The organism is Bradyrhizobium sp. UFLA05-109, assembly GCF_054185165.1.
Window position 1 is genome coordinate 20,323 of sequence record NZ_JBBIAR010000075.1, and the last position, 25,345, is coordinate 45,667.

29 protein-coding genes are annotated in these 25,345 nt (G+C 65.9%); 18 read left to right on the forward strand and 11 right to left on the reverse strand.

Annotated elements, in window-relative coordinates:
• The first annotated feature begins 245 nt into the window (after positions 1 to 245).
• A complete protein-coding gene (locus Q3C01_RS37135) occupies positions 246 to 1,046 on the forward strand; it encodes a L,D-transpeptidase (protein WP_458150249.1) in 801 nt (266 codons plus the stop codon).
• Between the two features lie 71 nt (positions 1,047 to 1,117).
• On the opposite strand, the gene Q3C01_RS37140 is transcribed toward Q3C01_RS37135, so the two are convergent.
• The 6 genes from Q3C01_RS37140 to Q3C01_RS37165 form a co-directional block, all read right to left on the reverse strand.
• Positions 1,118 to 1,939, reverse strand: a complete 822-nt coding sequence (locus Q3C01_RS37140; protein ID WP_458150250.1) for a DUF2076 domain-containing protein — start codon at positions 1,937 to 1,939, stop codon at positions 1,118 to 1,120.
• 120 nt (positions 1,940 to 2,059) lie between these two features.
• A complete protein-coding gene (locus Q3C01_RS37145) occupies positions 2,060 to 2,908 on the reverse strand; it encodes a ChbG/HpnK family deacetylase (RefSeq protein WP_458150251.1) in 849 nt (282 codons plus the stop codon).
• On the reverse strand, positions 2,905 to 3,951 hold the full coding sequence (locus Q3C01_RS37150; protein ID WP_458150252.1) for a glycosyltransferase family 2 protein: 1,047 nt from the start codon (positions 3,949 to 3,951) through the stop codon (positions 2,905 to 2,907). Before Q3C01_RS37150 ends, Q3C01_RS37145 begins: the two co-directional genes overlap by 4 nt.
• A gap of 110 nt (positions 3,952 to 4,061) precedes the next feature.
• Entirely contained in the window at positions 4,062 to 5,039 is a 978-nt protein-coding gene (gene hisG, locus Q3C01_RS37155) for an ATP phosphoribosyltransferase (RefSeq protein WP_458150253.1), read from the reverse strand.
• Positions 5,040 to 5,042: 3 nt separating this feature from the next.
• Positions 5,043 to 6,191, reverse strand: coding sequence for an ATP phosphoribosyltransferase regulatory subunit (locus tag Q3C01_RS37160; protein ID WP_458150254.1), 1,149 nt, complete (start codon positions 6,189 to 6,191; stop codon positions 5,043 to 5,045).
• A gap of 123 nt (positions 6,192 to 6,314) precedes the next feature.
• Positions 6,315 to 7,070, reverse strand: a complete 756-nt coding sequence (locus Q3C01_RS37165) for a 16S rRNA (uracil(1498)-N(3))-methyltransferase (RefSeq protein ID WP_458150255.1) — start codon at positions 7,068 to 7,070, stop codon at positions 6,315 to 6,317.
• Between the two features lie 210 nt (positions 7,071 to 7,280).
• Between Q3C01_RS37165 and Q3C01_RS37170 the strand changes: the two genes are divergently transcribed.
• Both Q3C01_RS37170 and ubiA read left to right on the forward strand, forming a co-directional pair.
• A complete protein-coding gene (locus tag Q3C01_RS37170) occupies positions 7,281 to 7,946 on the forward strand; it encodes a hypothetical protein (RefSeq protein WP_458150256.1) in 666 nt (221 codons plus the stop codon).
• The gene (gene ubiA, locus Q3C01_RS37175) at positions 7,943 to 8,875 is read left to right on the forward strand and encodes a 4-hydroxybenzoate octaprenyltransferase (protein ID WP_458150257.1); all 933 of its coding nucleotides are present in this window, start codon (positions 7,943 to 7,945) and stop codon (positions 8,873 to 8,875) included. The genes Q3C01_RS37170 and ubiA overlap by 4 nt, the downstream gene beginning before the upstream one ends.
• A gap of 103 nt (positions 8,876 to 8,978) precedes the next feature.
• Here ubiA and Q3C01_RS37180 read toward each other — a convergent pair whose 3' ends face one another.
• Positions 8,979 to 9,497, reverse strand: coding sequence for a DUF6101 family protein (locus Q3C01_RS37180; RefSeq protein ID WP_458150258.1), 519 nt, complete (start codon positions 9,495 to 9,497; stop codon positions 8,979 to 8,981).
• 277 nt (positions 9,498 to 9,774) lie between these two features.
• Here Q3C01_RS37180 and Q3C01_RS37185 point away from each other — a divergent pair, with 277 nt between their 5' ends.
• The 6 genes from Q3C01_RS37185 to lpxK are packed head-to-tail and all read left to right on the forward strand — an operon-like array spanning position 9,775 to position 15,301.
• Positions 9,775 to 11,172 carry a TldD/PmbA family protein gene (locus Q3C01_RS37185; RefSeq protein WP_458150259.1) on the forward strand — a complete coding sequence of 466 codons (1,398 nt, stop codon included), beginning with the start codon at positions 9,775 to 9,777 and terminating at the stop codon, positions 11,170 to 11,172.
• The gene (locus Q3C01_RS37190) at positions 11,159 to 11,977 is read left to right on the forward strand and encodes a 3'(2'),5'-bisphosphate nucleotidase CysQ (RefSeq protein ID WP_458150260.1); all 819 of its coding nucleotides are present in this window, start codon (positions 11,159 to 11,161) and stop codon (positions 11,975 to 11,977) included. The genes Q3C01_RS37185 and Q3C01_RS37190 overlap by 14 nt, the downstream gene beginning before the upstream one ends.
• Before the next feature lie 59 nt (positions 11,978 to 12,036).
• Positions 12,037 to 12,285 carry a DUF4170 domain-containing protein gene (locus Q3C01_RS37195; RefSeq protein WP_449376804.1) on the forward strand — a complete coding sequence of 83 codons (249 nt, stop codon included), beginning with the start codon at positions 12,037 to 12,039 and terminating at the stop codon, positions 12,283 to 12,285.
• On the forward strand, positions 12,282 to 12,995 hold the full coding sequence (locus tag Q3C01_RS37200; protein WP_458150261.1) for a lysophospholipid acyltransferase family protein: 714 nt from the start codon (positions 12,282 to 12,284) through the stop codon (positions 12,993 to 12,995). The genes Q3C01_RS37195 and Q3C01_RS37200 overlap by 4 nt, the downstream gene beginning before the upstream one ends.
• A complete protein-coding gene (locus tag Q3C01_RS37205; protein WP_458150263.1) occupies positions 12,958 to 14,292 on the forward strand; it encodes a 3-deoxy-D-manno-octulosonic acid transferase in 1,335 nt (444 codons plus the stop codon). Before Q3C01_RS37200 ends, Q3C01_RS37205 begins: the two co-directional genes overlap by 38 nt.
• Positions 14,285 to 15,301 (forward strand): tetraacyldisaccharide 4'-kinase, encoded by a 1,017-nt coding sequence (lpxK, locus tag Q3C01_RS37210; protein ID WP_458150264.1) that lies wholly within the window; start codon positions 14,285 to 14,287, stop codon positions 15,299 to 15,301. The genes Q3C01_RS37205 and lpxK overlap by 8 nt, the downstream gene beginning before the upstream one ends.
• Positions 15,302 to 15,519: 218 nt before the next feature.
• Here the strand turns inward: lpxK and Q3C01_RS37215 are convergent, their stop codons facing one another.
• Positions 15,520 to 15,747: a DUF2093 domain-containing protein gene (locus Q3C01_RS37215; RefSeq protein WP_458150265.1), complete on the reverse strand. Its 228-nt coding sequence runs from the start codon at positions 15,745 to 15,747 to the stop codon at positions 15,520 to 15,522.
• 168 nt (positions 15,748 to 15,915) lie between these two features.
• Between Q3C01_RS37215 and Q3C01_RS37220 the strand changes: the two genes are divergently transcribed.
• Both Q3C01_RS37220 and Q3C01_RS37225 read left to right on the forward strand, forming a co-directional pair.
• Positions 15,916 to 16,734: a dienelactone hydrolase family protein gene (locus tag Q3C01_RS37220; RefSeq protein WP_458150266.1), complete on the forward strand. Its 819-nt coding sequence runs from the start codon at positions 15,916 to 15,918 to the stop codon at positions 16,732 to 16,734.
• 265 nt (positions 16,735 to 16,999) lie between these two features.
• Positions 17,000 to 17,149, forward strand: a complete 150-nt coding sequence (locus tag Q3C01_RS37225) for a hypothetical protein (protein WP_156944520.1) — start codon at positions 17,000 to 17,002, stop codon at positions 17,147 to 17,149.
• 188 nt (positions 17,150 to 17,337) lie between these two features.
• Here Q3C01_RS37225 and xseA read toward each other — a convergent pair whose 3' ends face one another.
• On the reverse strand, positions 17,338 to 18,957 hold the full coding sequence (xseA, locus tag Q3C01_RS37230; RefSeq protein ID WP_458150267.1) for an exodeoxyribonuclease VII large subunit: 1,620 nt from the start codon (positions 18,955 to 18,957) through the stop codon (positions 17,338 to 17,340).
• Positions 18,958 to 19,095: 138 nt separating this feature from the next.
• On the opposite strand from xseA, the gene Q3C01_RS37235 reads away from it, so the two are divergent.
• The 6 genes from Q3C01_RS37235 (at position 19,096) to purD (ending at position 24,001) form a co-directional block, all read left to right on the forward strand.
• A complete protein-coding gene (locus Q3C01_RS37235) occupies positions 19,096 to 20,106 on the forward strand; it encodes an alpha/beta hydrolase (RefSeq protein ID WP_458150269.1) in 1,011 nt (336 codons plus the stop codon).
• Positions 20,107 to 20,140: 34 nt separating this feature from the next.
• The gene (locus Q3C01_RS37240) at positions 20,141 to 20,731 is read left to right on the forward strand and encodes an inner membrane-spanning protein YciB (protein WP_458150270.1); all 591 of its coding nucleotides are present in this window, start codon (positions 20,141 to 20,143) and stop codon (positions 20,729 to 20,731) included.
• A gap of 11 nt (positions 20,732 to 20,742) precedes the next feature.
• Positions 20,743 to 21,738, forward strand: a complete 996-nt coding sequence (locus Q3C01_RS37245) for an alpha/beta hydrolase (protein WP_458150272.1) — start codon at positions 20,743 to 20,745, stop codon at positions 21,736 to 21,738.
• Entirely contained in the window at positions 21,735 to 22,292 is a 558-nt protein-coding gene (locus tag Q3C01_RS37250) for a hypothetical protein (RefSeq protein WP_458150274.1), read from the forward strand. The genes Q3C01_RS37245 and Q3C01_RS37250 overlap by 4 nt, the downstream gene beginning before the upstream one ends.
• Positions 22,292 to 22,591 carry a winged helix-turn-helix domain-containing protein gene (locus Q3C01_RS37255; protein ID WP_458150275.1) on the forward strand — a complete coding sequence of 100 codons (300 nt, stop codon included), beginning with the start codon at positions 22,292 to 22,294 and terminating at the stop codon, positions 22,589 to 22,591. Before Q3C01_RS37250 ends, Q3C01_RS37255 begins: the two co-directional genes overlap by 1 nt.
• Before the next feature lie 126 nt (positions 22,592 to 22,717).
• Positions 22,718 to 24,001 (forward strand): phosphoribosylamine--glycine ligase, encoded by a 1,284-nt coding sequence (gene purD / locus Q3C01_RS37260; RefSeq protein ID WP_458150276.1) that lies wholly within the window; start codon positions 22,718 to 22,720, stop codon positions 23,999 to 24,001.
• Here the strand turns inward: purD and Q3C01_RS37265 are convergent, their stop codons facing one another.
• A complete protein-coding gene (locus Q3C01_RS37265; protein ID WP_458150277.1) occupies positions 24,002 to 24,154 on the reverse strand; it encodes a hypothetical protein in 153 nt (50 codons plus the stop codon).
• Here Q3C01_RS37265 and Q3C01_RS37270 point away from each other — a divergent pair.
• Positions 24,153 to 25,058: an alpha/beta fold hydrolase gene (locus Q3C01_RS37270; RefSeq protein ID WP_458150279.1), complete on the forward strand. Its 906-nt coding sequence runs from the start codon at positions 24,153 to 24,155 to the stop codon at positions 25,056 to 25,058. The two genes, Q3C01_RS37265 and Q3C01_RS37270, sit on opposite strands and share 2 nt — an antisense overlap.
• Here the strand turns inward: Q3C01_RS37270 and Q3C01_RS37275 are convergent.
• Positions 25,055 to 25,345, reverse strand: a 291-nt coding sequence (locus Q3C01_RS37275; protein ID WP_458150280.1) for a nucleoside deaminase, incomplete at its 5' end; no start/stop codon positions are given. The genes Q3C01_RS37270 and Q3C01_RS37275 overlap by 4 nt on opposite strands.

Below are 25,345 nucleotides of genomic sequence, written 5' to 3' on the forward strand. Positions count from 1 at the left end.
GGCGGGAACCGCTTTGCGATCGCTCGCAATTCGCGCACACACCAGCGATTAACCATGCATATCGGCCGTTCACCGAAAATAAACGCTAGCGGACAAAAGGCGCTGATGTTCGCGACGTGGTGAATCATAACGCCGTTTCCGTTTACCAAACCAAACGGCTTTTGATTTTAAGTGGCCGCATCGCGAAGGGCAGGTCTGCGCCCGTCGCGATGAACGCACCAGACGAAACAGTACAGAGTACGTCGATGTTCAAGAAAATGTCTGTCGCGCTGCTCGGCAGCGCATGCACCTTTGTCGCCGGGATCGATCGCGCCGCCGCATTCGACAACACCGTGCCATCCGATCCGCCCCCCGTGCTTTATCAGCCGCAGGCGCCGCCGCAGCCGGTGCGCGTCGCCTCCAATGCCAACATGGGCGGCGGCTTCATCGAATTCCTGTTCGGCGGCGAGGAGCGTGGCCAGCGCTATTATCCGCAGCAGCAGCCGACGTATCAGCAGCAGCCGGCCTATTACGACCAGCGCAATTTGCCGCCGATGGGCGAGCCGCAGATGCAAGGTATGGTGCCGCAGCAGGATGCAGCCGATCCGCGCTTGCGTCCGTTTGATCCGAAGTTCGAAAAACAGCTCGTCGCGTACGAGGGGAGGGAAGGCGCCGGCACCATCGTCGTCGATACGCCCAACAAGTTCCTCTATCTCGTCGAAGGCAATGGCAAGGCGCTGCGCTACGGCATCGGGGTCGGCCGTCCGGGCTTCACCTGGTCCGGCGTGAAGGCGATCACGGCCAAGCGCGAATGGCCGGATTGGACGCCGCCGGCGGAAATGATTGCGCGCCGTCCAGATCTGCCGCGGCACATGGAAGGCGGCCCTGAAAACCCGCTCGGCGCGCGCGCGATGTATCTGGGCTCTTCGCTCTATCGCATCCACGGCTCCAACGAGCCCTGGACCATCGGCACAAACGTCTCCTCCGGCTGCATCCGTATGCGGAACGAGGACGTCATCGACCTCTACGGCCGCGTCAATGTCGGCACCAGGGTCGTGGTGATGTGAACGCGGCGAAAGCGGCGAAACGAGAACGGCCGCCGGAAGGGCGGCCGTTTTGCATTTAAGGGTGATGCTGCTTACGCGTAATCGCTGCCGCCGTCGTCGCCGCCGCCGAAATCGCTGTCGTCGGCCATGTCGACGTTGTCGGCATCGTCATAGTCCTGCTGATCGTCGTTCCCATCGTTCGACGCCTGGTCGAGGAAGCCCTGGTGGGAATCATCGCGGCCGCGGTTGGAGCCGATGTCGTTGACGCCGGCATCGCGCGCGAGCGAGCCGCCAGACTGGTCATTGCTGCCACCCCACGGGCTGCCGCCACCCCCGCGCTCCTCAATGATCGTGGTGTCGCCAAAAGCCTGATGCGAGCCGCCCATCCCGCCCATCATGTTGCGGATGCCGGAGAGCAGCATCGATCCACCGACGACGCCAGCCGCGGCGGCTGCCGCGGTGCCAAGGAAAGAGCCGCCGCCACCGCCGATGGGCGGGGCGCCATAACCCTGCTGCTGTGCGTAAGGCGGCGGCTGGCCATAGCCGGGCGGCTGCGCCTGCTGCATCGCCTGGCCGGAGTTCCAGACCGGCCGCTGCTCGCGCGGCGGCACGTTCGGGACCGAGCCGCGCGATTGGCCGCCGCCGAAAAGGGTATCGCGCATGGAATCCAGGAAGCCGCCAGATTGCGCCTGCTCCGGCGCGTGGGCTGCCTCCAGTTCCTGGATGCGGGCATTGGCGCGCTTCAGCGCCTCGTCCTGCAGCAGCACGGTCTGCACCAGCGCGTACATGGCGTTGGGCGCCTTGTTCAGGCCGTCATTGATGGCGGCGATCGCGTTCGGATCGCGCGATGCAGTTTCAAGCTTCGAAAGCCGGTCGAAAAGCTCGTCGACGAGCTGGCGTTCTTGCGGCGTCATGATCGATCTCCCTTGCGCAAACCAAGCGCGCCCAAGATGTAGGGTTCCAACATGGCGCCAACAGTGGGGCGCGGATTAAATTTCGGTATGCGACAAGCTGCCGGTCCCGTGTCGGCGGTTTCATGCCAATGTCACGTTGTTCGCGGCCAGGAGCTGCGGAAACGCCTCGCTTGCGAGATATCTGTGCTCGCGCTCGCGGACATCAGTCATTGGATCGAGGCTCCGCAACGTCTCGTCGACGAAGCCGGGATGACACATCACGAGACTGTCGTCCGGCAGGCCCTCGATGAACTGCCGCATCAAGCTGCCGAAATCGGCGTCATCCCGCGTGAAGTCATAGGCGCCGGCGAAGGCAGGATTGAAGGCGAGACCGGCGTGCCGCGCGCGGCGGCGGAATTGAGCGCTCAGGATATCCAGCACCAGCGCTTTCGGTGAGGCGAGCCGCCGCATCAGCGGCAGCTCGCGGCCGCCCTGGCGCACCCAGGCTTTTGGCGCGGCCTCGCGGACAGCGGCGACGAAGGCGTCGCGCACCTGCGGATAGAGCTGCACATGCTGATGGCCGTCGACGAAGTCAGGCGCGTGTCCGAACGCCTGCGCGTAGGCTGCAAGCTGCGCCTTCACCTCGGCGTAAATGATCTCACGGTCGAGCCGCCGCATCAGTCCCGCACGCAGCAGCTTTGGAAAGGCCAAGAACATGTCGCCTTCGAGCGGGCGGAAATGCATGGTCAGCGGGCGAAACGGCGCCGACAGCGTGACATGCAATCCGATCGCGCAGCGCGGGCTCTTCGTGCGGGACGCTTCCAGCGCGTCGACCTCGGCGCGGCCGATCGCCGGCCCCAGCATCATCACCGATGTCGCATTGAGACGGCCGCGTTCGATGAGGTCGCGGATGGCGCGGTTGACGCCCGCACTGATTCCGTAATCGTCGGCGCAGAGCCAGATACGCCGCGGCTTCGCCGCTTGGTTCATTCCGCCGCCGTCCGGCTCGAGGCGTCGTCGGCCTTGCCGGTCTCGACACGCTTCTCGCTGTGCTCGGCGACGAAGTAGATCGGCCGCGCCTTCAGCTCGGAGAGGATTTTGCCGATATATTCGCCGACGATGCCGATCATGATGAGCTGCACGCCGCCGATCGTCATCAGGCCGACGACGAGCGAGGGATAGCCGGGCACCTGCTTGCCCGTGGTCCAGACCTCCCAGAGGATGGAGAGGCCGAACAGGAAGGCGCCGCCGGCGAGCACCACGCCGAGCAGGCTGGCAAAGCGCAACGGGGCCACCGAGAACGAGGTCAGGCCCTCGATCGAGAGGCCGAGCAGCCGCGCCGCATTGAAGGTGGTCACGCCATGGGCGCGCGCCGCGGGCTCGTAGTCGACGCGGATCTGGCGGAAGCCGATCCAGCTCGCCAGCCCCTTGAAGAAGCGGTTGCGCTCGGGCAATTGCCGCAGCGCTGCGACCGCGCGCGGCGAGAGCAGGCGGAAGTCGCCCGCGTCTTCGGGAATCTTCTGCCGCGCACCCCAATTGATCAGTGCGTAGAAGCCGTGCACGGCGAGCCGCCGCAGGAACGGCTCGTTATCGCGATGCGCCTTGGCGGTATAGACGACGTCGTAGCCGTCATCGATCCAGTGTCCGACGAGTTGTTCCACCAGCGCCGGCGGATGCTGGCCGTCGCCGTCCATGAACATCACGGCACCGCGTCTTGCGTGGTCGAGGCCGGCCATCAGCGCCGCCTCCTTGCCGAAATTGCGCGACAGCGAAACCACCTGCACGTCGATCGCATCGGCCGGCAGCGCGCGGGCGATCGCAAGCGTCGAATCCGCGCTGCCGTCGTCGACATAGACGACCTCGCAGGCAAGGCGATAGCGGTTCCGAAGCGTCCTGGCGAGATCGCAGAGCCGCTGGTGCAGCGAGGCAAGCCCCGCCGCCTCGTTGTAGATCGGCACGACAATCGACAGCCCTTTGGCCGCAGCGCTCGTGGCGTTGGTGGTCAGGGCGGAAACGTCAGAGCCCAGCGTCATCGATCAAGGTTCCAGAAGCACTCAAAACTCGTTCGAACAGCATATGGTAGCTGTCGTTTGCTGTCGCTACGCTGAATGCACCATGCGGATGCCCCAGAGATTTCTGCGCCTCACTGCCGCAGGAACGCCTCGAGCTTGGCGAACAGCGGGTTCTCGCGGTCGAAGACGTAGTCGAGCGAGACCACCGAGACGGTCTCGGCGCCATGATCGCGCAGGAAGCTCGCCAGCGAATAGAGTTTTCCGGGCGGGCAGTGCAACGTCAACATGCCTGACGAGGTCGGCCCGCCGAACGGCGTCTCCACGCCGAAATTCCGGTGCGCCTCGCTCAGCAATGCCGCATCGCACTGCCGGAAGCGGGTGCGGACCTCGCGGTATTGATTTGCCCGCGCCCGGGCCGCGATGTGATCGAGGATGATGCGAGCCGTCTCCCGCGCCGCGGGCGACCAGTCGGCGTCCCGGGAGGCGACCAGATTGGCCTGGCTGCGCAGCATGACACCGTCGTCGAGGATTTTCAGGCCGTTGGCGGCAAGCGTGGCGCCGGTCGTGGTGATGTCGACGATCAGCTCGGCGGTGCCGGCCGCGGGCGCGCCTTCGGTCGCGCCGGTGCTTTCGACGATCCGGTAGTCGACGATGCCGTGGCTCGAAAAGAAGGTCCGCGTGAGATTGATGAATTTGGTTGCGACACGCATCCGCCGGTGGTGCTGCTCGCGGAAGCCGGTGGTGACGTCGTCGAGATCGGCCATGGTGCGGACATCGATCCAGGCCTGCGGCACGGCGACCACGACGTCGGCATAGCCGAAGCCGAGCCGCTCGATCAGGGCGACGCGCCTGTCGGCATCCGCAATGTTCTCGCGCACCAGATCCTCGCCGGTGACGCCGAGATGCGCCATGCCGCGGGCGAGCTGCGAGGCGATCTCGCTGGCCGAGAGATAGGCGATCTCGACATTGTCGAGCCCTGCGATGGTGCCGCGATAATCGCGCGCGCCGCCGGCTTTCGACAGCGTCAGCCCTGCGCGCGCGAAAAAGGCTTCGGCGTTTTCCTGGAGGCGGCCTTTGGATGGAACGGCCAGAACGAACGGCGCGCTCATGACTTAAGCTCCCTTGCGGCCGATCATGGCGAGTGCATCGACCCAGACCGAGAAGCCGACTGCGGGGATCGGCGTCTGCGATCCGAGCTGGGTCATCAGGCCGTCGTAGCGGCCGCCTGCGACCAGCGGCTCGACGCCGTTGCCCCTGTGATGCACTTCGAACTCGAAGCCGGTGTAGTAGTCGAGACCGCGCCCGAACGAGGTCGAGAAGCGCGTCTCCTTCACGTCGATGCCGCGCGCGGCCATGAAGCCGACGCGGTTCTCGAACAGGTCGATCGCCGCCGAAATATCCAGCCTGGTATCCGCCGCGAGCGCGCGCAGCTCGGCGACCGCCTGATCCGGATTGCCCGCGATCGACAGGAAGCGCTTGAGCACGGTCAGCGCCTCGCGCGGCAGGGCGCCGCTCTTCAGGGTGGATTGCTCGAGGAAGCGGTCGGCGATTTCGGCCGTGGTGCGGCCCCCGACATTGGTGGTGCCGGCGATCGACATCAGGTCGGTGACGAGCGCGAGCGCCGCCTTGCGGTCGGAGCCCGCGAGCGCCGCCAGCACGCCCTCATACTCGTTGCGGGCGGTGGCGGTTGCGATCGAGAGTCGTTCCAGATCCTGCTCGAGGCTGATCTTGCGGTTGAAATCCTTGATCAGCCGGCGCCGCCAGACCGGGAACAGGTCGAGCGCGTCGATTACGGCATTGAACAGTGCCACGTCGCCGGTGCGGATCTCGACATCACGGACGCCGAAGGCCGCGGTCGCCTCCAGCGCCAGCGCCAGCATCTCGGCGTCGGCCGCGGCGCGGTCCTGGCGGCCGAAGGATTCGATGCCGGCCTGCAGGAACTCACCCGGACGGCCACTCCGGTAACGGAACACCGGGCCGAGATAGCTGAAGCCCGCGGGCTCGCCGGCGCGCCCCGAGGCGAGGTAGTCGCGGGCCACGGGAATCGTCAGGTCCGGGCGCAGGCAGAGCTCCTCGCCGGTCGGGTCGGTGGTCAGGTACAGGCTCTTGCGGATGTCTTCGCCGGAGAGGTCCAGGAACGGCTCGGCCGGCTGGAGGATCGCGGGCTCGGCGTGGACGTAACCGGCCTGCGCGAACGACAACAGCAGCGTATCCGCCCAGGCGGCGGAGCCGGCAGCATTTGAGGTGGCAGTCGCGGTCATGACGGGGTCCGTTTGCCCCGGCGGAACCGGGACGGGCAAAAGGTGGGGCGCGTGTTGGCGCAGCCCCTTAGCATGGCCCGATGACGGTTTCGACCTCCAATGGACCAATGGCTTAATGGTCGCCTAGCCCCGCGGGCCGCCCCAGTCGCCGAGCACGGACTGCACCAGCGCGAGGGCGGCCACGGCCGCCGTGTCGGCCCGCAGGATTCGTGGACCCAGAGCCAGACGCAGGATATGGGGCTGGCGCAGGAGCAGGGCGCGCTCCTCCTCGGCAAAGCCGCCCTCGGGTCCGATCAGCACGTCGATGCCCTGAGTTGCATCGCGCGCGGCTTGCAGGGCTTTGAGCGGGTTCTCCGCCTCCGCGGCCTCGTCGCAAAACACCAGGAGCCGCTGCGCCGCGCGCTGGCTGAGGAAGCGCTCGAGCGGAACCGGATCGGCCACGGTCGCAAGGCTCAGGATGCCGCATTGCTCGGCCGCCTCGATGACATTGGCGCGCATGCGCTCGCCATTGACGCGCGAGGCCTGGGTAAAGCGGGTCAGCACCGGCTGGAGGGTCGAGGCGCCCATCTCCACCGCCTTCTGGACGACGTAGTCCAGCCGCGCATGCTTGAGCGGTGCGAAGACGTAGGCGAGGTCGGGCAGTTGGTCCTGTGTGCGGGTCTGCTTGAGGATCACGAGGGCATCGGGGCGCTTGCGGCCCTCGATCGCGGCCTGCCATTCGCCGTCGCGGCCGTTGAACGCCAGGATGGGATCGCCAGCGCCAAGCCGCAGCACGTTGCCGAGGTAATTGCTCTGGTCGCGGTCGAGCGCGACCTTGGCGTCCTGGATCAGGTCGGCCTCGACGAACAAACGGGGGGCGCGGAAGTCGTGGGAAGGCATGCGTTCAGGGTCCGGTTTGCGGCCGTTCTTAACCGAAAGCAGCGATTTGGGGGTAAATATTGCCCCTCGCGAGCGTCCCGGCGCCGCGCTCTTGCCCTATTCGACGGGTTGTTAAGGGCCGGCAGGAATCGTAAAAGCGCGAAAATGCCTGTTGCGCTTCAATTGGGAAGGCGCCGACCCCCTGTGGATCCTGCCGGAGATACAGCCTTGATGATCCGTCGTTTGATGGTTCCGATCACTGCCGCCATGGTGGCGATGGGCGCAGCCAGCGTCCAGGCGCAGAGCGCATTCCCCGCGCCGCTGCCCGGCCAGGCTGCAGCGCCCGCGAACGATCCCGCTTTTCCGCCGGTCAACGGCCGCGCGCCGGTCGCCAGCATCGGGGCGCCGCCGCAGGCCTCGTTCCCGACCAGCGGTGCCCCGCCAGTCGGCGGCGGCGGCTTCAGCGCCGCGCCCCCGAGCGGGCCCAGTGCCAGCGCCGAGCAGTGCATGAAGGGTTTCATGGGGCTGCGTGATGAGACGGAGAAGCGCGGCAAGCTGATCAAGGCCGCAAGCGATCGCCATGCGCCGCCGGATGAGGCCTGCAACCTGATCCGCAGTTTCGTGCAGGCCGAAGTGAAGATGATGAAATATGTCGAGGCCAATTCGGCCAAATGCGGAATTCCGCCGCAGATCTCCGAGCAGTTGAAGGCCGGGCACAAGAACAGCGAGGGCATGCAGAACAAGGTCTGCCAGGTCGCGCAGCAGATGAAGCAGCGCGGGCCGGCCGGCCCGTCCCTGAGCGAGGTGCTCGGCTCTGCGTCGGCGCCTGAAGCCAACGCCGCCAAGAAGGGCGGCAACACTTTCGACACGCTTAACGGCAACGTCCTGACCCGATGAGTGATACATCCGCCCGCGTTGCCGATTCCACCGGCAACTGGGTCGATACGCTCGCCCCGCAATGGGCGCGGCCTTATTTGCGGCTGTCCCGTTACGATCGCCCGATCGGCTCATGGCTGCTGTTGATGCCGTGCTGGTGGTCGGCGACGCTGGCCGCCGGCGTGGCGCGCGACATCCGTCATCTGCCGCTCACGATCGTCCTGTTTTTCATCGGTGCCTTGGTCATGCGCGGCGCGGGCTGCGCCTGGAACGACATCACCGACCGCGACCTCGATGCCAAGGTCGAGCGCACGCGCTCCCGGCCGCTGCCCGCGGGACAAATCACCGTGAAGCAGGCGCTGGCCTTCCTGGTCGCGCAGGCGCTCATTGGCCTCGCGGTGCTGCTCCAGTTCAACCGCTTTGCCGTCATGACCGGCATCGCCTCGCTCGTGATCGTCGCCATCTATCCCTTCATGAAGCGCGTCACCTGGTGGCCGCAGGTCTTCCTCGGGCTCGCTTTCTCCTGGGGCGCGCTGATGGGCTTTGCCGTCACCTTCGCGCGCGTCGATCTGACTGCGCTCGTGCTCTACGCCGGTTCGATCGCCTGGGTGATCGGCTACGATACGATCTATGCGCATCAGGACGCCGAGGACGATGCGCTGATCGGCGTCAAGTCCACCGCGCGCCTGTTCGCCGCCCACACGCATCAGGCGCTGATCATGTTCTACGGGCTCGCGGTGATGCTGATCGGCGTCGCGCTCGCCTCCGCCGACGTGCTCTGGCCGGCCTGGCTCGGGCTCGCCGCCTTTGCCGCGCATCTTGCGTGGCAGATCAGGCGGCTGAACATCAGTGATCCCACGCTCTGCAAGCGCCTGTTCTACTCGAACCGCGATGCGGGATTGCTGCTGTTTGCGGGATTGCTCGGGGATGCGGTGATGCGAGCGGCGTAGGTTCGTAGGGTGGGTTAGCGAAGCGTAACCCACGTCTTTTGTTTCCGTGAAGATAGACAGTGGCGGGTTACGCCTTCGGCTAACCCACCCTACAGCGCCGTGCTCAGTTCCTTGCGATGATCTCGCGCTCGCCGCGATGGACCGGCAACTGGCGCGCGACGCCGGCGCGCCGGCGCACCAGAAATTTCGGACGGCGATCGCGGATCGCGTTGCGTCGGCGGCGCCGGGCTGCGGGATCGCGTCTGGCTTCGTCCAGCTGGGGCAGGGCGAAAATCTCGCTCCACATCGTCCATGCCTTCGCGATCTCGTCGGCGTCGGCGCTGACGAGAAGTGGAACGGCAAGCGAAGGATCGCGATGCACGAGAACGAGCATTTGCGCGTCGTCGATGCCGCGCAGCGCAATGCCGGTAAAATCGCTGACGCGGACGTTGACGGCCATCTGCATGCCGCGCACGGCACGGCGCAGCACGACGCGTTCGCGATGAAGCTCGATCTGCCTGACATGGCCGTCGGCGCGCGGATCATGCGCATCGAAACGGACCGGCAGAGAAAGAGGGTCGAGCCGCAAGGAGCGGCTCGACCCGGCGGGATTGGCCCCGCTTGTTGCTGTTTGACGCCTCACGGCTCTTAGTCTCCCCGCCGGGATTATGTTCCCGGTCGATGCGAGGACCTTAGCGCGACAGGTTGCGGAAACGGCTTAAAAAGGCTGGTTAAGGAGGCGTCACCACCCGGCATGATTGACAAGACCTTGGCGCACATGATTGACGGGACGTTGCGCGAAAGGCGAGAATCTGAACCTTTCGTGGCCTGAAAATGCTTGAAGTCCGCTCCAATTGAGCACATCTGGTTGGTTTGGCCGCAACCCGCTTCGAAACCGCCATCCCGACAGGATTTCGTTCGTGAACGCTTCACCATCCGCAAGCTCGACGCTTTCGTCCAAAGCCAATCGCGACCTGTTCGATCAGTCCGCGCTGTCAGATCTCGCGCAGCGGCTGGTCGAGGCCGCCAAGCGTGCCGGTGCGGACGCGGCTGATGCCGTTGCCGTGCGCGGCATCTCGCAGGGCGTCGAGGTCCGCGACGGTCGCGTCGAGGAGTCCGAGCGCTCGGAAGGCGATGATGTCGGCCTGCGCGTGCTGGTCGGCCAGCGCCAGGCGGTGGTTTCCACCAACGACGTCAGCGGCGACGCCGTGACCAAGCTCGCGGAGCGCGCGGTTGCGATGGCGAGGGTCGCCCCGCTCGACAAATATGTCGGGCTCGCCGATCCCGCGCTGCTGGCGCGCGACTTCCCCGATCTCGACCTGCTCGATCCCGACGTACCTGCGACGGCCGAGCTCGAGCGGCGCGCGCTGGAAGCCGAAGCTGCGGCGCTCGCCGTGAAAGGCGTGACGAAATCCGGTGGCGCGTCGGCCTCCGCCGGCATCGGCGGCATGGTGCTGGTGACGAGCACCGGTTTCCACGGCTCTTACCTGCGCTCCAGCCAGGGCATCTCGGCGACCGCGATCACTGGCGAAGGCACGAGCATGGAGCGCGACTACGATTTCACCTCGGCGCCGCATGCCGCCGATCTGTTGTCGCCGGAAACGGTCGGCCGCTCCGCCGGCGAGCGCACCGTAGCGCGCTTCAATCCGCGCAAGGTCGAGACCTGCAAGGTGCCCGTGGTGTTCGATCCGCGCGTCGCCGGCTCGCTGGTCGGCCATCTCGTCGGCGCCATCAATGGCGCCTCGATCGCGCGCAAGACCAGCTTTTTGAAGGACAAGCTCGGCCAGCAGCTGTTTGCCAGGAACATCCGCATCATCGACGATCCCCTGCGCAAGCGCGGCTTGCGCTCGCAGACCTTCGACGCCGAGGGTGTCGTGGCGAAGAGCCAGGCGCTGGTCGAGGAGGGCGTGCTGACCACCTGGCTGCTCGACTGCGCGACCGCGCGCGAGCTCGGGCTTCAGACCACCGGCCACGCTCATCGGGGCGTCTCCTCCTCGCCCTCGCCGGGGCCGTACAACCTGCATCTCGAAGCGGGAACGCCGACGCCGACTGAGCTGATCTCCGACATCGCCCAGGGCTTCTACGTCACCGACCTGATCGGCTCCGGCGTCAACGGCGTCACCGGCGACTACAGCCGCGGCGCCTCGGGCTTCTGGATCGAGAACGGCAAGACCACCTATCCCGTCAGCGAGGTCACGCTCGCTGGCCATCTGTTCGAGATCTTCAAGTCGATGCAGCCGGCGAACGATCTCGAGTTCCGCTACGGCATCAATGCGCCGACGGTGCGCATCGAGGGTTTGACGCTTGGCGGACGTTGACGCGAGCTCGATCGACGAGACCAGCCTGACACGCGACGCGACGCTGCTGAAGGATACGGTGCGGGAAGCAGGCAGCCTCGCTCACGCGATGTTCCGCACCGAGCTGAAGAAGTGGATCAAGGGCGCCTCCTCGCCGGTCTCGGAAGCCGACATCGCCGTCAACGATCTCCTCGAAGCGCGCCTGCGGGGTGCGACACCGGACTATGGCTGGCTCTCGGAGGAGAGCGCCGACGACGAGACGCGGCTGAAGCGGCGGCTGGTCTGGGTCGTCGATCCCATCGACGGCACGCGCAACTATCTCAATGGCCATGACGACTGGTGCGTCAGTGTGGCGCTGGTCGAGAATGCTTCGCCTGTCCTCGCCGCGGTCTTTGCGCCGACGACCGGCGAGTTCTTCTTCGCTGCGCGCGGACGCGGCACGACCTTGAACGATGTGCCCGTGCGTGCGACGGAAGGGGAAGAACTCGATTTCTCCCGCGTTGCCGGACCGAAGCCGCTGGTCGAGCGCCTGAAGCCGTCACTGGGCGAGATCAAGCTGCATCCGCGAATCGGTTCGCTTGCGCTCCGCCTCTGCCGGGTCGCCCATGGCGCGCTCGATGCGGCTTTTGCAGGGGGCAACAGCCATGACTGGGACCTTGCGGCGGCCGATTTGATCGTGCAGGAAGCCGATGGTAGGATGAGCGACCTCTCCGGAGATCCTCTCCTCTATAATCGCCGGGAAGTTGCGCACGGGGTGCTGGTGGCCGCGGGCCGCGATCGTCATGCGAACATTGTCGCGCATTTTCGAAAGCGCCCCTTGCCCTGAGCGCGTCCGTTGTGCTTATCGATCACTGCTTGCCGGGCAGCCCGTTAGGAAGAGAACCCATGTCAGATAGCGCCCCGCAACAACTGCTCCATCTCGTCATCGGCGGCGAGCTCGTCGACCTCGAACACAACACGTTCAAGAACCTGGACGACGTCGAGATCGTTGGCCTCTATCCGAATTACGCGACCGCTCACGCCGCCTGGCGGGCCAAGGCGCAGAGCACGGTCGACAATGCGCAGATGCGCTATTTCATCGTCCATCTCCACCGGCTGCTCGACCCGGGTCAAGAACCGAAGCCGGCGCGTTGAAGAGACTGCTTCGCAATACGCTGCGAAGCAGCTTCGTTCAGCGTGCCGCCGGGTTCCTGGCGGCCGAATATCTGCGTCTGGTCTGGCGGACCAACAAGTTCACGTTCGATCCGCCAGACGTCTACGGCCAGGTCGAGCCACGGATCCCCGCGATCTTCGCCTTCTGGCACGGCCAGCATTTCCTGACGCCGTTCATCAAGAACAAGGAGTCCTACCGGGCCAAGGTCCTGATCTCCCGGCATCGCGACGGTGAGTTCAACGCGATCGCGGTGGAGCGGCTCGGCATCGGCACCATCCGCGGCTCCGGCGACCATGGCGGCGCTTTCCACCGTAAAGGTGGCGTCGGGGCCTTCAGGGAAATGGTGCAGGCGCTCCAGGACAACTATAATGTGGCCTTGACCGCCGATGTCCCGAAACGCGCGCGCGTGGCCGGGCTCGGCATCATCATGCTGGCACGGGAATCGGGGCGGCCGATCATGCCTTTCGCGATGGCGACCAGCCGCTTCATCCGGCTCAAGAACTGGGATCGCACCACCATCAATTTGCCATTTGGGCGAGGCGCATTGGTGGGCATCAAGGAAATCAACGTCCCGCCGGACGCCGACGCCGCCACCATGGAGGCGCTGCGGCAGGAGCTGGAGGAGACGTTGAACGAAGCAACCCGCCTCGCCTATGCCCAACTCGGCCGCCCGGAACCGGACCATGGCTAATTCGCTGCCGATGACGCTGCGGATGTACAGGCGACTGTCGTCCGGCCTGGTGCCGCTCGCGCCTGCGTTGATCAAGCGTCGGCTCAAGCAGGGCAAGGAAGACCCGGCCCGCGTCGGCGAGCGGCGTGGTCTCAGCGATGACGTGCGGCCGCATGGTCCGCTGGTCTGGATTCACGGTGCAAGCGTCGGCGAGGTGCTGGCCGCAGCCGCGCTCGTCGAGAGGCTGCGCGATCTCAACCTGCGCATCCTGCTGACATCGGGCACGGTGACCTCGGCGGCGATGGTGGCCAAGCGCTTTCCCCCCGACGTCATCCATCAATACGTGCCGTACGACTCGCCTCGCTATGTCGCGCGCTTTCTCGATCACTGGCAGCCGTCGCTCGCTTTGTTCATCGAATCCGATCTGTGGCCGAACCTGATCCTGGCGGGTGCCGCGCGGCGCGTGCCGATGGTCCTGATCAACGGGCGGATGTCCCCGCGCTCCTTCCCGCGCTGGCGGCGGGTGCAGGGCACGATCTCGGCACTGCTCTCGAAGTTCGACGTTTGCCTCGCGCAGTCGAAGACCGACGCCGAGCGCTTTGCCGCGCTCGGCAGCCAGAACGTCGCGATCACGGGCAACCTCAAGCTCGACGTGCCCGCCCCGCCCGCCGATCCCGCAAAACTCGAGCGGCTGATGGCGGTGACGCGGGGACGTCCCATCATCGTCGCGGCCTCGACCCATCCGGGCGAGGACGAGATGCTGATCTCGGCGCATCGCACGCTTGCCGGCTTCTTCCCCTCGCTGCTCACCGTGATCGTGCCGCGTCATCCGGATCGCGGCCCGTCGATCTCGGGATTGATCACGGCCTCGGGCCTGAAGGCAGGCCAGCGCTCGCGCGAGGAGCTGCCAACGGCTGCGACCGACATCTATGTCGCCGATACCATGGGCGAGCTCGGACTGTTCTACCGCCTGTCGCCGATCGTGTTCATGGGCAAATCGCTGATCGGGCATGGCGGCCAGAACCCGATCGAGGCGATCAAGCTCGGCGCTGCGATCGTCCACGGGCCGAACGTCTCCAATTTCAGCGAACTCTATGCGGCGCTCGACCAAAGCGGCGGCGCGCGCGCGGCCGATACTCAGGAGGCGCTGGTGAAGCAGCTCGGCCAGTTGCTCGCCGACCCCGCCGTGCGCGACAAGATGCAGCGCGCCGGCCATGGCGTGGTCGAGCAGCTCGGCGGCGCGCTGGATCGCACGCTCGTGGCGCTCGAGCCCTATCTGCTCCAGCTCCGGCTGGAGATGGGAGCCGCCAATGCGTGAGCCGGCCTTCTGGTACCGGCCACGTTCGTTCAAGTCGCATTTTTTAGGGCCGCTCGGCGCGCTCTATGGCGCGGTCGCGGAGCGCCGCATGATGCGCAAGGGTTTCGACGCCGGCATTCCCGTGCTCTGCGTCGGCAATTACCATGTCGGCGGCGCCGGCAAGACGCCGACGGTGCTGGCCCTGACCAAATTGTTGCGCGCGCTCGGCGAAACTCCGGTCGTGCTCAGCCGCGGCTATGGCGGGCGGTTGCAGGGCCCGGTGATGGTCGACGCTGCAAGGCACAGCGCGACCGATGTCGGCGACGAGCCGCTGATGATGGCGCGCGAGGTGCCGGTCGCGGTTGCGCGCGACCGGCTTGGCGGCGTCGCGCTTGCGAGGTCGCAGGGCGCAACCGTGATCCTGATGGACGACGGCTTTCAAAACCCGCGCCTTCAGAAGGATGCCTCGCTCATCGTGATCGACGGTGCGCGCGGCATCGGCAACGGCAAGGTGTTTCCCGCAGGTCCCCTGCGTGCGCCGTTGAAAATGCAGATGTCGCGCACCGACGCGCTTGTCCTGATCGGCGACGGACAGGCGGCAGACGGCATCGCCGCCGAGATCGCCGCGCGCGGAAAACCGGTGCTGCGCGCGCGCCTGAAGCCGGAGGCCGCATCGGTGGCAAGCCTGTTCGGCAAACCGGTGCTTGCGTTTGCCGGCATCGGCGATCCCCAGCGCTTCTTCCGCAGCTTGCGCGCCTGCGGCATCGACGTCGCGCGCACGCGTCCTTTCGCCGATCATCACATGTTCTCGCAGGCCGAGATCGATGCGATGGTGGATGAGGCAAGACGCGAGCAGCTCACGCTGGTCACCACCGAGAAGGACCTCGCGCGCCTGCGGGGCATGGCGGGCCTGGCCGGTGACATCGTGCCGTTTGCCGTCACGCTCGAATTCGACGATCCCGCAGGCCTGCGCCGTTTCGTCAGCGACCGCCTGTTCAAGGCAAGAGAGCGCCGGTTCAGCCTGCGCTGATCTCGTAGCGGGCGCCTGTCTCGTAGGGTGGGCAAAGGCGCGCAGCGCCGTGCCCACCATCTTTCGTTAACCGCATCGGAAGTGGTGGGCACGCTTCGCTTTGCCCACCCTACAACAGCGCCCATTCAGGCGACATTCATCGAAGAGTTTCTATCGAAGCGGTGCTCGAACGGGAGAATTCGCGTGAAACTGTCGTCCACCGCCGTTGCCGCCGTCACTCACTCCTGCGGCTTCAGCGCGCGCGGAAAATGCCGTTGCAGCACGGCAGTCGGTTGGGCGTAGGCCTCTTGCAGGTCGACGCTCCAGTATTTCAGCTCGTCGAGCGGGATCCGCGTGTCGGTCACGGCGCAGCGCACATAGGTGCCCGGCGAGATCACGCGGAAATCGCCGTCCAGATATTGCACCTGCGCTTCGCCATGGCCCGAGGGGCCGAACTTGTTCAGCACGGTCGATCGTCTCCGAGAAAGATTTGGTGGATTTCGATGTAGCATAGATAGGGTCGGTTGTCCGCCCGTTAAACCCACCGATTTGTGATGTTTTGCGGGCATGTCCGCGTGATAGTTCTGCGGCGAAGGATCGTTGGTCCCGGTCCGCTCATGACCCGGCAGTCTTCGATGCCCCTTCGATTCGTTGTTCTCTTCGTAATGCTCCTGATGTCGGCCGCGCGCGCCGCGCCCGCGCCGCAGGCGATCGAGATTCCACTCGGCTCGGGAACACTGCACGCACAGCTCTACAAGCCCGACGGCGATGGCCCGTTTCCGACCGTGATCGCGCTGCATGGCTGCGGCGGTCTCGGAGGCCATTCCGATCCCGTACAGCCGCGCTACCGCGACTGGACCGAGCAACTGCTCAAGGCTGGCAATGCGGTGCTGTGGCCCGACAGCTACGGCTCGCGCGAACTCGGACCGCAATGCCGCGTCAAGGAAGTGCACATCAAGGCGCGGCGCGAACGCGTTGCCGACATCGCAGCGTCGCGCAGCTGGCTGATGAAGCAGCCCTGGGTCGCGCGCGAACGCGTCAGCCTGATCGGTTGGGCCAATGGTGCCAGCGCGCTGCTCTGGGCCGTGCGCCCGCAAAACGCCGGCCGTGACGGCGCGCCGGATTTTCGTGCCGCGATCGCGTTCTATCCGGACTGTCGCATCTCGGCGGGGCTCGGCTGGAGCACGCGCGTACCGACACTGCTCCTGATCGGCGGCAAGGACGACATCTCCTCGCCGCCGGCCTGCCGCCAGATGGTGGACGGCGCCTACGGCCGCAGCGCGCTCGCGCGCATCGTGGTCTATCCCGGCGCCTATCATGATTTCGACCGCGCAAATTTGCCACTGCACGCGTCTGCGACCGAGGCGGAAACGCCCGATCGCGGCCATGTCGGCACCGACACCGAGGCCCGCGCGGATTCGCAGAAGCTGGTCGCGGAGTGGCTGGCAAGGTGAGGAGGTCTCGTAGCCCGGATGGAGCGCAGCGAAATCCGGGATTGCGCCATACGCGGTGAAATCCCGGATTACACTTTCGCTCAGTTCCCCAAGCGGGGCCGCCCGAGGAACAAGGTAGCGAACAGCCCCGCATCGACCACCGCCCTGCACAGGTCGTCATGGCCGACAGCTTAAAGCTACGGATTGCGAAGGCCTGAGGTTTCAGCGCAAATCCTGCAGCCGCTGGTCATAGTTCGACCATGATGTCGGCTAAACGCCATTCATCATGATGAACCGCTTCTTCCTGTTCTCCTCCGCACTGGTCGTCTTCACCATCGCGATCCTGCTCTTCGAGGCCCACGCCGGCGCGCCGCTGGTCACTCCGGAACATTGCGGTTTCTGGACCACGATCGACGCCGGATTGTCCTGCCGGTAGGTGCTGTGACGGAACCTCGCAATGCGCGCCTGTGGACACATGCGCACCACGTTCTCGGTGTCATCGCCCGCGGAGGCGGGCGATCCAGTATTCCAGAGACAGTACGAGGATACGGAGATGCCGCGGCGTACTGGATTCCCCGCCTCCGAGGGGAATGACTGCGAGGTTGGGAAGCGCCGCTCACAGCTCTAGAACAAACTGCCCTGATCCACCGGCTTTGCCATGCGCTTCGGCGCCGGCTTCGCCTCGCGTGACGCCGGCTTCGGCTGTGTGGACGCGCGTGCCTCAGGCGCCGGCCGATCCGCGTCCGCGGTCGCGCCTACGCGTCCATCCGCGAATTCGATCTCGAGCCGCGCGGCCGGCCCGATTGCATCTGCGGCATGAACGGGATGTCCGGCCTCATCGCGCACCAGCGCAAAGCCGCGGGCGAGCACGCCGCGGTAGGACAGGGCCGAGAGCAGTTTTCCGCTGTTCCCGACGCGCGCATCGAGCCGCTGCAACAGCGTCGTCATCGCGCGGCTCGCGCGCTCGGAGAGGCGATGGGTGCGCTCGCGCTGGCGGGCGATGGCATTGCGCTGCGCCTGCGCGTTGGAAAGTTTTGAGGCTCGCAAGCGCACCTCGAGCCCGGCAAAGCGGTCGCGCCGACGCCGCAACAAGGATCGCGCGGCGAGGCCGAGCCGTTCGCCGCACACCGTGAGGCGATGATCGGCCTGCGCGATCTGGCCGTGCAGCACCCGCAGCGTCAGCCGCGCGCTGGTCGCGGCGAAACGGCGGAAATGCGCGTGCGTATTGGCCTTGAGCCCGCGGGGCAGGGCGGCGCCCGCGGAATCCAGCCGCTGCCGCGGGATCGCCAGGAGATCGCTCGCCGCAGGCAGGGCGCGCGCTGCGGCGCGCAGCTCGTTGCGGCGGCTTTCCTGGCCACGCTGCCAGCAGGCGCGGGTGCGTCGCGCGAGATCGGCGACCTCGACGAACAAATCGCTGCGCACCGGCACCGCCATCTCGGCCGCTGCCGTCGGCGTCGGCGCGCGCTTGTCGGCGGCGAAATCGATCAGCGTGATGTCGGTCTCGTGGCCCACCGCCGAGATCAGCGGGATCAAGCTCTCGGCCGCTGCCCGCACCACGATCTCCTCGTTGAACGACCAGAGATCCTCGAGTGAGCCGCCGCCGCGCGCCACGATCAAGACGTCCGGCCGGGGAATCTTGCCGCCCTCCGGCAGTGCGTTGAAGCCGCGGATCGCAGCCGCGATCTGCTCGGCCGAGCCTTCGCCCTGCACCTTGACCGGCCACACCAGCACGCGGCGGGGGAAGCGGTCCTCGAGCCGATGCAGGATGTCGCGGATGACGGCGCCTGTCGGCGACGTCACGACGCCGATCACCTCCGGCAGCCAGGGTAAAAGCTGCTTCCGCGCCTCGTCGAACAGGCCCTCGGCCGCGAGCTTCTTCTTGCGCTCCTCCATCAGCGCCATCAGTGCGCCGATGCCGGCCGGCTCCAGCGCCTCGATCACGATCTGGTATTTCGAGGAGCCCGGATAGGTGGTGAGCTTGCCGGTGGCGATGACCTCCAGCCCCTCCTGGGGCTTGAAGCGCATCCGGCCATGGACGCCCTTCCAGATCACCGCCTCGATCTTGGCGCTCTCGTCCTTCAGCGCGAAATAGCAGTGCCCCGAGGAGTGCGCACCGCGAAAACCGGAGATCTCGCCGCGCACCCGGACGTGGCCATAGGTGTCCTCGACCGTCCGTTTCAGGGACAGCGAGAGCTCGGAGACGGTGAATTCGGGCGTGTTGAGCAAGGGTTCCGCTGATGGCATCGGCAAACGATTCGGCATTTGGGGATCGAAACTCAAACTAGGGATTTTCGCATCCCAGCGCCAATCCGGGAGTTGATCGAAAGAGTACTCTATGTTACAGAGTTCTCTACTGATGGTAAAACCAACGGAGTTTGAGCCATGGCGATCCGGTTGCTGCGAGGTGCTTTGGGCCTTTTGAAATGGGGCCTGTGTGCGGTCGGCGCCGTCGCGCTGCTGCTGACCGCGATGATAGCGACCCCACTGGAGCGGCCGCCGGAGATGCGCTCCGTCTCGGACTCAGCCAGGGGTATCGACTGGTCCACGATGCCGGCACTGGAGCGCTTCCAGGCTCGCGACGGCACCTGGCTGGGCTACCGGCATTACGTGCCGAAGGGGCAGGCGACCGGCCGCGGCGCGGTCTTCATTCACGGCTCCTCGGGCTCATCAGGCACGGTCAATCACGCGCTGACAGCGGCGCTCGCCACGCGCGGGGTCGAGACCTGGGCGCTCGATATGCGCGGCCACGGCGCCTCCGGCACGCATGGCGATATCGGCTATGTCGGCCAGCTTGAGGACGACCTCGTCGATTTCGTCGCGCATGTCCGCAAGAGCGCGCCGGACCTGCCGCTGACCCTGATCGGCCATTCCGCCGGCGGCGGCTTCTCGCTGCGCGTCGCGGCAACGCCAATCATGCAGGACATGTTCGTGCGCACCGTGCTGCTCGCGCCCTATCTCGGCTATGACGCGCCCACCAACAAGCCGCACTCGGGCGGCTGGGCCAATGCCGACCTGCCGCGCTTCTTCGGTCTCGCGGCACTGCGCAAGCTCGGCATCGATTGCTGCTCGCAGCTTCCGGTGCTCGCCTTCGCGGTGCCACCGAATTACGAGAAGATCCTCGTCTCTACCTATTCCGACCGCCTGATGCGCAATTTTGCCACCCGCGGCTACCGCATCGATCTGCCCAACGTGACGCGTCCTCTCACGATCTTCGCCGGCGCCGCGGATGAGATGATGATCTCCGACAAATACGCAGAGGCCGTGCAGGCGGTGAAGCCGTCCGTCGACGTCAAGGTGCTCGAAGGCATCAACCACATGGGCATCGTCACCAATCCGAAGGCGGTCTCGGCGATCGCCGACGACGTGGCAACGCGTGGGAGTGGGCAGTCGTGATGAGACCCGATGGTGGCCGGCCGAGGAGGAACCCGTGAAAAACCTGTTCGAAGCTGGAAAATTGCTGCTGCTCGACATGGCGGCGACGCTGTTCTTTCTCGTGCTCTATCTGCTGACACACAATGTAACCCTGTCGGTCGTGCTCGGCATGGCGCTGGGCATCGCCCAGATCGGCTGGCAAGTCGCGCGCCGCAAGCCGATCGACACCATGCAATGGATGAGCCTGTTTCTGGTGCTCGGCGCCGGCACCGTCACGCTGATCACCAACGATCCGCGCTTCGTGATGATCAAGCCGAGCGTGATCTACGTCATCGTCGGTGTTGTGATGCTGAAGCGGGGGTGGATGAATCGCTATCTGCCGCCGATCGCGATCGAACTGGTGCCGGATATCGCCGTCATCGTCGGCTATGCCTGGTCCGGCCTGATGTTCTTCTCGGCGGCGCTGAACGTGATCGTCGCTCTCAACGTCGACGTTGCGACCTGGTCGGTCGCCATGTCGATCTATGGCATCGTCAGCAAAGCCGCGATGTTCCTGATTGGTTACACGTTCATGCGCACCATCGGTGCTGCGCGCCGTCGACGTGCCGTCGACCGCCGGCACGATGCTGCGATGATGCCGGGTTGACGGGGGCTGACATGATCGCTGCAATCGTTTGGGGCGGCCTGACCGCCATCGTCGCAGGCCTGGCTATCCTCGGCTTCGCCGGACTGGTGCTGGCCTGGCTGATCGCGACGCCGATCCGGCGGCCGGCCGAATTGACCTCGGTCTCGGCGACAGCGCGCGCCGTGGATCGCAGCGACATGCCCCCGCTCGAGCGCTTTCATGCTCGCGACGGCACCGAGCTGGGATACCGGCGCTATCCGGCGCGCGCGCCGGCGACCGGGCAGATCGCCATCGTCGTGCATGGCTCGTCAGGATCGAGCATCGCCGTCCATGCGCTGGCAAAGGGGCTCGCCGCGCGCGGCATCGATGTCTACGCGCCCGATATTCGCGGCCATGGGGCCTCCGGGACGCGCGGCGACATCGGCTATCTCGGCCAACTCGAGGACGATCTTTCCGATTTCGTCGGCGAGATCCGCCAAGCCAATGCGACCGCTGCGTTGACGCTGATTGGCCATTCTTCCGGCGGCGGTTTTGCGCTGCGGGTCGCGGGCTCGCCGATCCAGAACCTGTTTGCGCGCACGATGCTGCTGGCGCCCTATCTCGGCCACGACGCGCCGAGCAGCCGGAAGGACGCGGGCGGCTGGGCAAGCCCGGACATTCCGCGTTTCCTCGCTCTGTCGATGCTGCGCCGGCTCGGAATTGTCTGCTGTGAATCGCTGCCGACCATTGCGTTTGCAGTCGGCCCGAACACGAGTGCAATCCTGGCTCCGACCTATTCCTATCGCCTGATGCGCAATTTCGGTAGCTCGAACTCTTATCGCGACGATCTTGCCGCCGCCGGCAAACCGGTCGCGCTGTTCGCGGGCGCCGCCGACGAATTGATGTTTCCGGACAGGTTCCAGGAGGCCGTCGGTCAGCGTATCCAGGTGAAGCTGATCGCCGGCGCCAATCACATGGGGATCATCAGCGACCCAGCGGCGGTGTCGGCGATTGCGGATGAGATGGTGAGAGCGGGGAGCGGATCATGATCAGTATCGATTCCAAGGACGCCGCCTCGGCACTGAAGGAGATCGACGACATCGTCCAGCGCGTGAAGCAATCGCAGCTCTATGAGCTGGCCAGCGCTGCGGCGTTATGGTGGGGTGTGCTGGTCTTCGCCGGCAACGTCGTCACCTGGCTCTGGCCCTACTACGCGGTCTACGCCTGGCCCGCCGTCGACATCCTGGGTGTCGGCGGCCTGGTTGCGCTCCGCCTGCTGAGTCCACCGCAGGTCCATGGTGCCGCCTTCGACATCAGGCTCGTGCTGGTCTTCGTGCTGTTCTTCGCGTTCGGTTATATCTGCACCAACGTGCTCGGTCATTTCGGCCCGCGCGAGCTCGGCGCATTCTGGCCGATCTACTTCATGTTGTTCTACACACTCGCGGGGCTCTGGTTCGGCTATGCATTCGTTGCGATCGGCCTCGGCATCATCGCTCTGACGTTGGTCGGCTTCTTCTATATCGGTGAGCCGTTCCCGCTCTGGATGGCCTTCGTCAACGGCGGCGGCCTGATCCTGGGCGGCCTCTGGATGCGGCGGATCTGATGGCCGAGCTTGACGACATCATTCATCAGCCGTTGCGGCTGAAGATCATGGCCGCTCTGAACGCACTGCCGGTCGCCACCGGCCTGGAATTCGCGCGCCTGAAGAAGCTCACCGGCGCCACCGACGGCAATCTCGGCGCGCATATCGAGACCCTGGCCAAGGCCGGTTACGTCTCCGTGGATAAGGCCTTCGTCGGCAAGAAGCCGCAGACCACCGTCACCGCGACCGCCTCGGGCCGCGGCGCGTTCGCCCGGCATGTGGCGACGTTGCAGGAGATCATTGCGGGGAAGCAGAGCTAGGCGTATCCCCGCCGTCATTCCGGGCTCGCGCCAAGAGGCGCGCCCCGGAATGACGGAGCCCCCTCTTGAGGCCAGCGCGGATTCGTGCGACCGACGCGTCCAGCACACCCCCGTTTTGAGACACGCATGCACATTCTACTGCTCGGTTCCGGCGGCCGCGAACATGCCCTCGCATGGAAGATTGCGGCGTCCCCTCTGGTGACCAAATTCTGGTGCGCACCGGGCAATGCCGGGATCGCCCGCGAGGCGGAGTGCGTGGCGCTCGATGTCGCCGACCATGCCGCCGTGATCGACTTCTGCAAGACCAATGCTGTCGAACTGGTCGTGGTCGGCCCTGAGACCCCGCTCGCGGCCGGCATCGTCGATGATCTTGCAGCCGCCGGGATCAAGGCGTTCGGGCCGAGCAAGGCCGCCGCCCAGCTCGAAAGCTCCAAGGGCTTTACCAAGGCGCTGTGCTCCGAGTTCGGCATTCCCACCGGCGCCTACAAGCGCTTCACCAAGGCAGCCGACGCACTCGCCTACATCCACACCCAGGGCGCGCCGATCGTGGTCAAGGCCGACGGCCTTGCCGCCGGAAAGGGCGTCGTCGTCGCCAAGAGCATGCGCGAGGCCGAGGACGCCATCGCCATGATGTTCGACGGCGCCTTTGGCGAGGCCGGCGCCGAGGTGGTGATCGAGGAATTCCTGCCGGGCCGCGAGATCAGCTTCTTTGCGCTGTGCGACGGCGAGACCGCCATTCCGCTGGCCTCCGCCCAGGACCACAAGCGCGTGTTCGACCATGACGTCGGCCCGAACACCGGCGGCATGGGCGCCTATTCGCCGACGCCGCTGGTCACGCCGGCGATCCATGACGCGATCATGGCCAAAATCATCCTGCCGACAGTCGCCGGCATGAAGCAGCGCAGCACGCCGTTCCGCGGCGTGCTCTATGCCGGGATCATGCTGACGACGCAGGGCCCAAAGCTGTTCGAGTTCAACGTCCGCTTCGGCGATCCCGAGTGCCAGGTGCTGATGCTGCGCATGATGTCCGACATCGTGCCGGCGCTGCTCGCCTCCTGCGACGGGCAACTCAAGAACTTCGATCTGCGCTGGTATCCGGAATCGGCGCTCACCGTCGTGATGGCCGCTAACGGCTATCCCGGCGACTACCGGAAGGGCACCCGCATCGACGGGCTCGACGAGGCCGCTGAGGTCGACACCGTCGAGATCTTCCATGCTGGCACGGTGGCGAAGGATGGCGCGATCCTCGCCAATGGCGGCCGCGTGCTCAACGTCTGCGCGCTCGGCAAGACTGTGGCGGAGGCGCAGGCGCGCGCCTACCAGGCCGTCGATCGCATCCGCTGGCCAGAGGGCTTTTGCCGCCGCGACATCGGCTGGCAGGCGGTGGAAGCGGAGAAGGCCAAGATTTAACTAACGTTTTTCCGGAACGCGCGCATCGGACGCACGCTTGCGGGCAGCCGCCGTGCTACTTTGCATGGGGTTGTTTTCGGCATTTTGGTTGGTGCCGCCGTGGCCGCGCCTCAAAGGGTGGCCGAAAACGACATTTGAGGGGAGGAAAGTCATGTCCGATCTCGCCGACCTCTACCCGGGCTTTGCCTCCGAATGGATCAACACCTCCTCGGGCCGCATCTTTGCCCGCGTCGGCGGCAAGGGGCCGCCGCTGCTGCTGCTGCACGGCTTCTCCGAGACGCATGTGATGTGGCACCGCGTCGCGCCGCAGCTTGCCGACGCCTTCACGCTGATCATTGCCGACCTGCCGGGCTATGGCTGGTCGGACATGCCGGACAGCGATGCGCAGCATACGCCCTACAGCAAGCGCGCAATGGCGAAGACCATGGTCGAGGCCATGGAGCAGCTCGGCCACGTGCATTTTGCGCTCGCCGGCCACGACCGCGGCGGGCGAGTCTCCTATCGCCTCGCGCTCGATCATCCCGGCCGGCTGTCGCGGCTCGCCGTGCTCGATATCCTGCCGACCTATGATTACTGGGAGCGCATGAACCGGCAGTATGCGCTGAAGATCTATCACTGGACCTTCCTGGCGCAGCCCGCGCCGCTGCCGGAAACGCTGATCGCGAGCAACGGCGAATTCTTCCTGCGTTTCAAGATGGCGAGCCAGACCAAGTCGAAGACGCTGGACGCGATCGACAGGCGCGCGCTCGAGCACTACCTCGCGCCGTTCCGCGACCCCGCGCGCGTGCATGCGATGTGCGAGGACTATCGCGCCGGCGCCTATTTCGACTACGAACTCGACAAGGCCGATTTCGCGGCCGGCAAGAAGATCACGATCCCGATGCTCGCGCTGTGGGGAAACGCCGGCGTCGCCCAGGCCGCCGCCACGCCGCTCGACACCTGGAAGCAATGGGCGACCAACGTCGAGGGCATGCCGGTGGACTCGGGGCATTTCCTGACCGAGGAAAACCCCGACGTGACCGCGAAAGCGCTGCGCGAGTTTTTCGTAGGCAGCTAGCGCCGCTCGCGAAAGAACTCGCGCAAGAGCCGCGCGGCCTCGCTCTCGCCGACCGCCGAATAGACCTCGGGCGTGTGATGGCAGGTTGGGGAGGCGAAGAACCGCACCCCGGACTCCACCGCGCCGCCCTTTGGGTCGGCCGCGCCGTAATAGAGCCGCCTGACCCTTGCAAAGGAGATCGCGCCCGCACACATGGTGCAGGGTTCGAGCGTCACGTAGAGGTCGCAATCGACCAGCCGCTCGCTGCCGATCTTCTTGGCGGCTTCGCGCAGCGCGATGATCTCGGC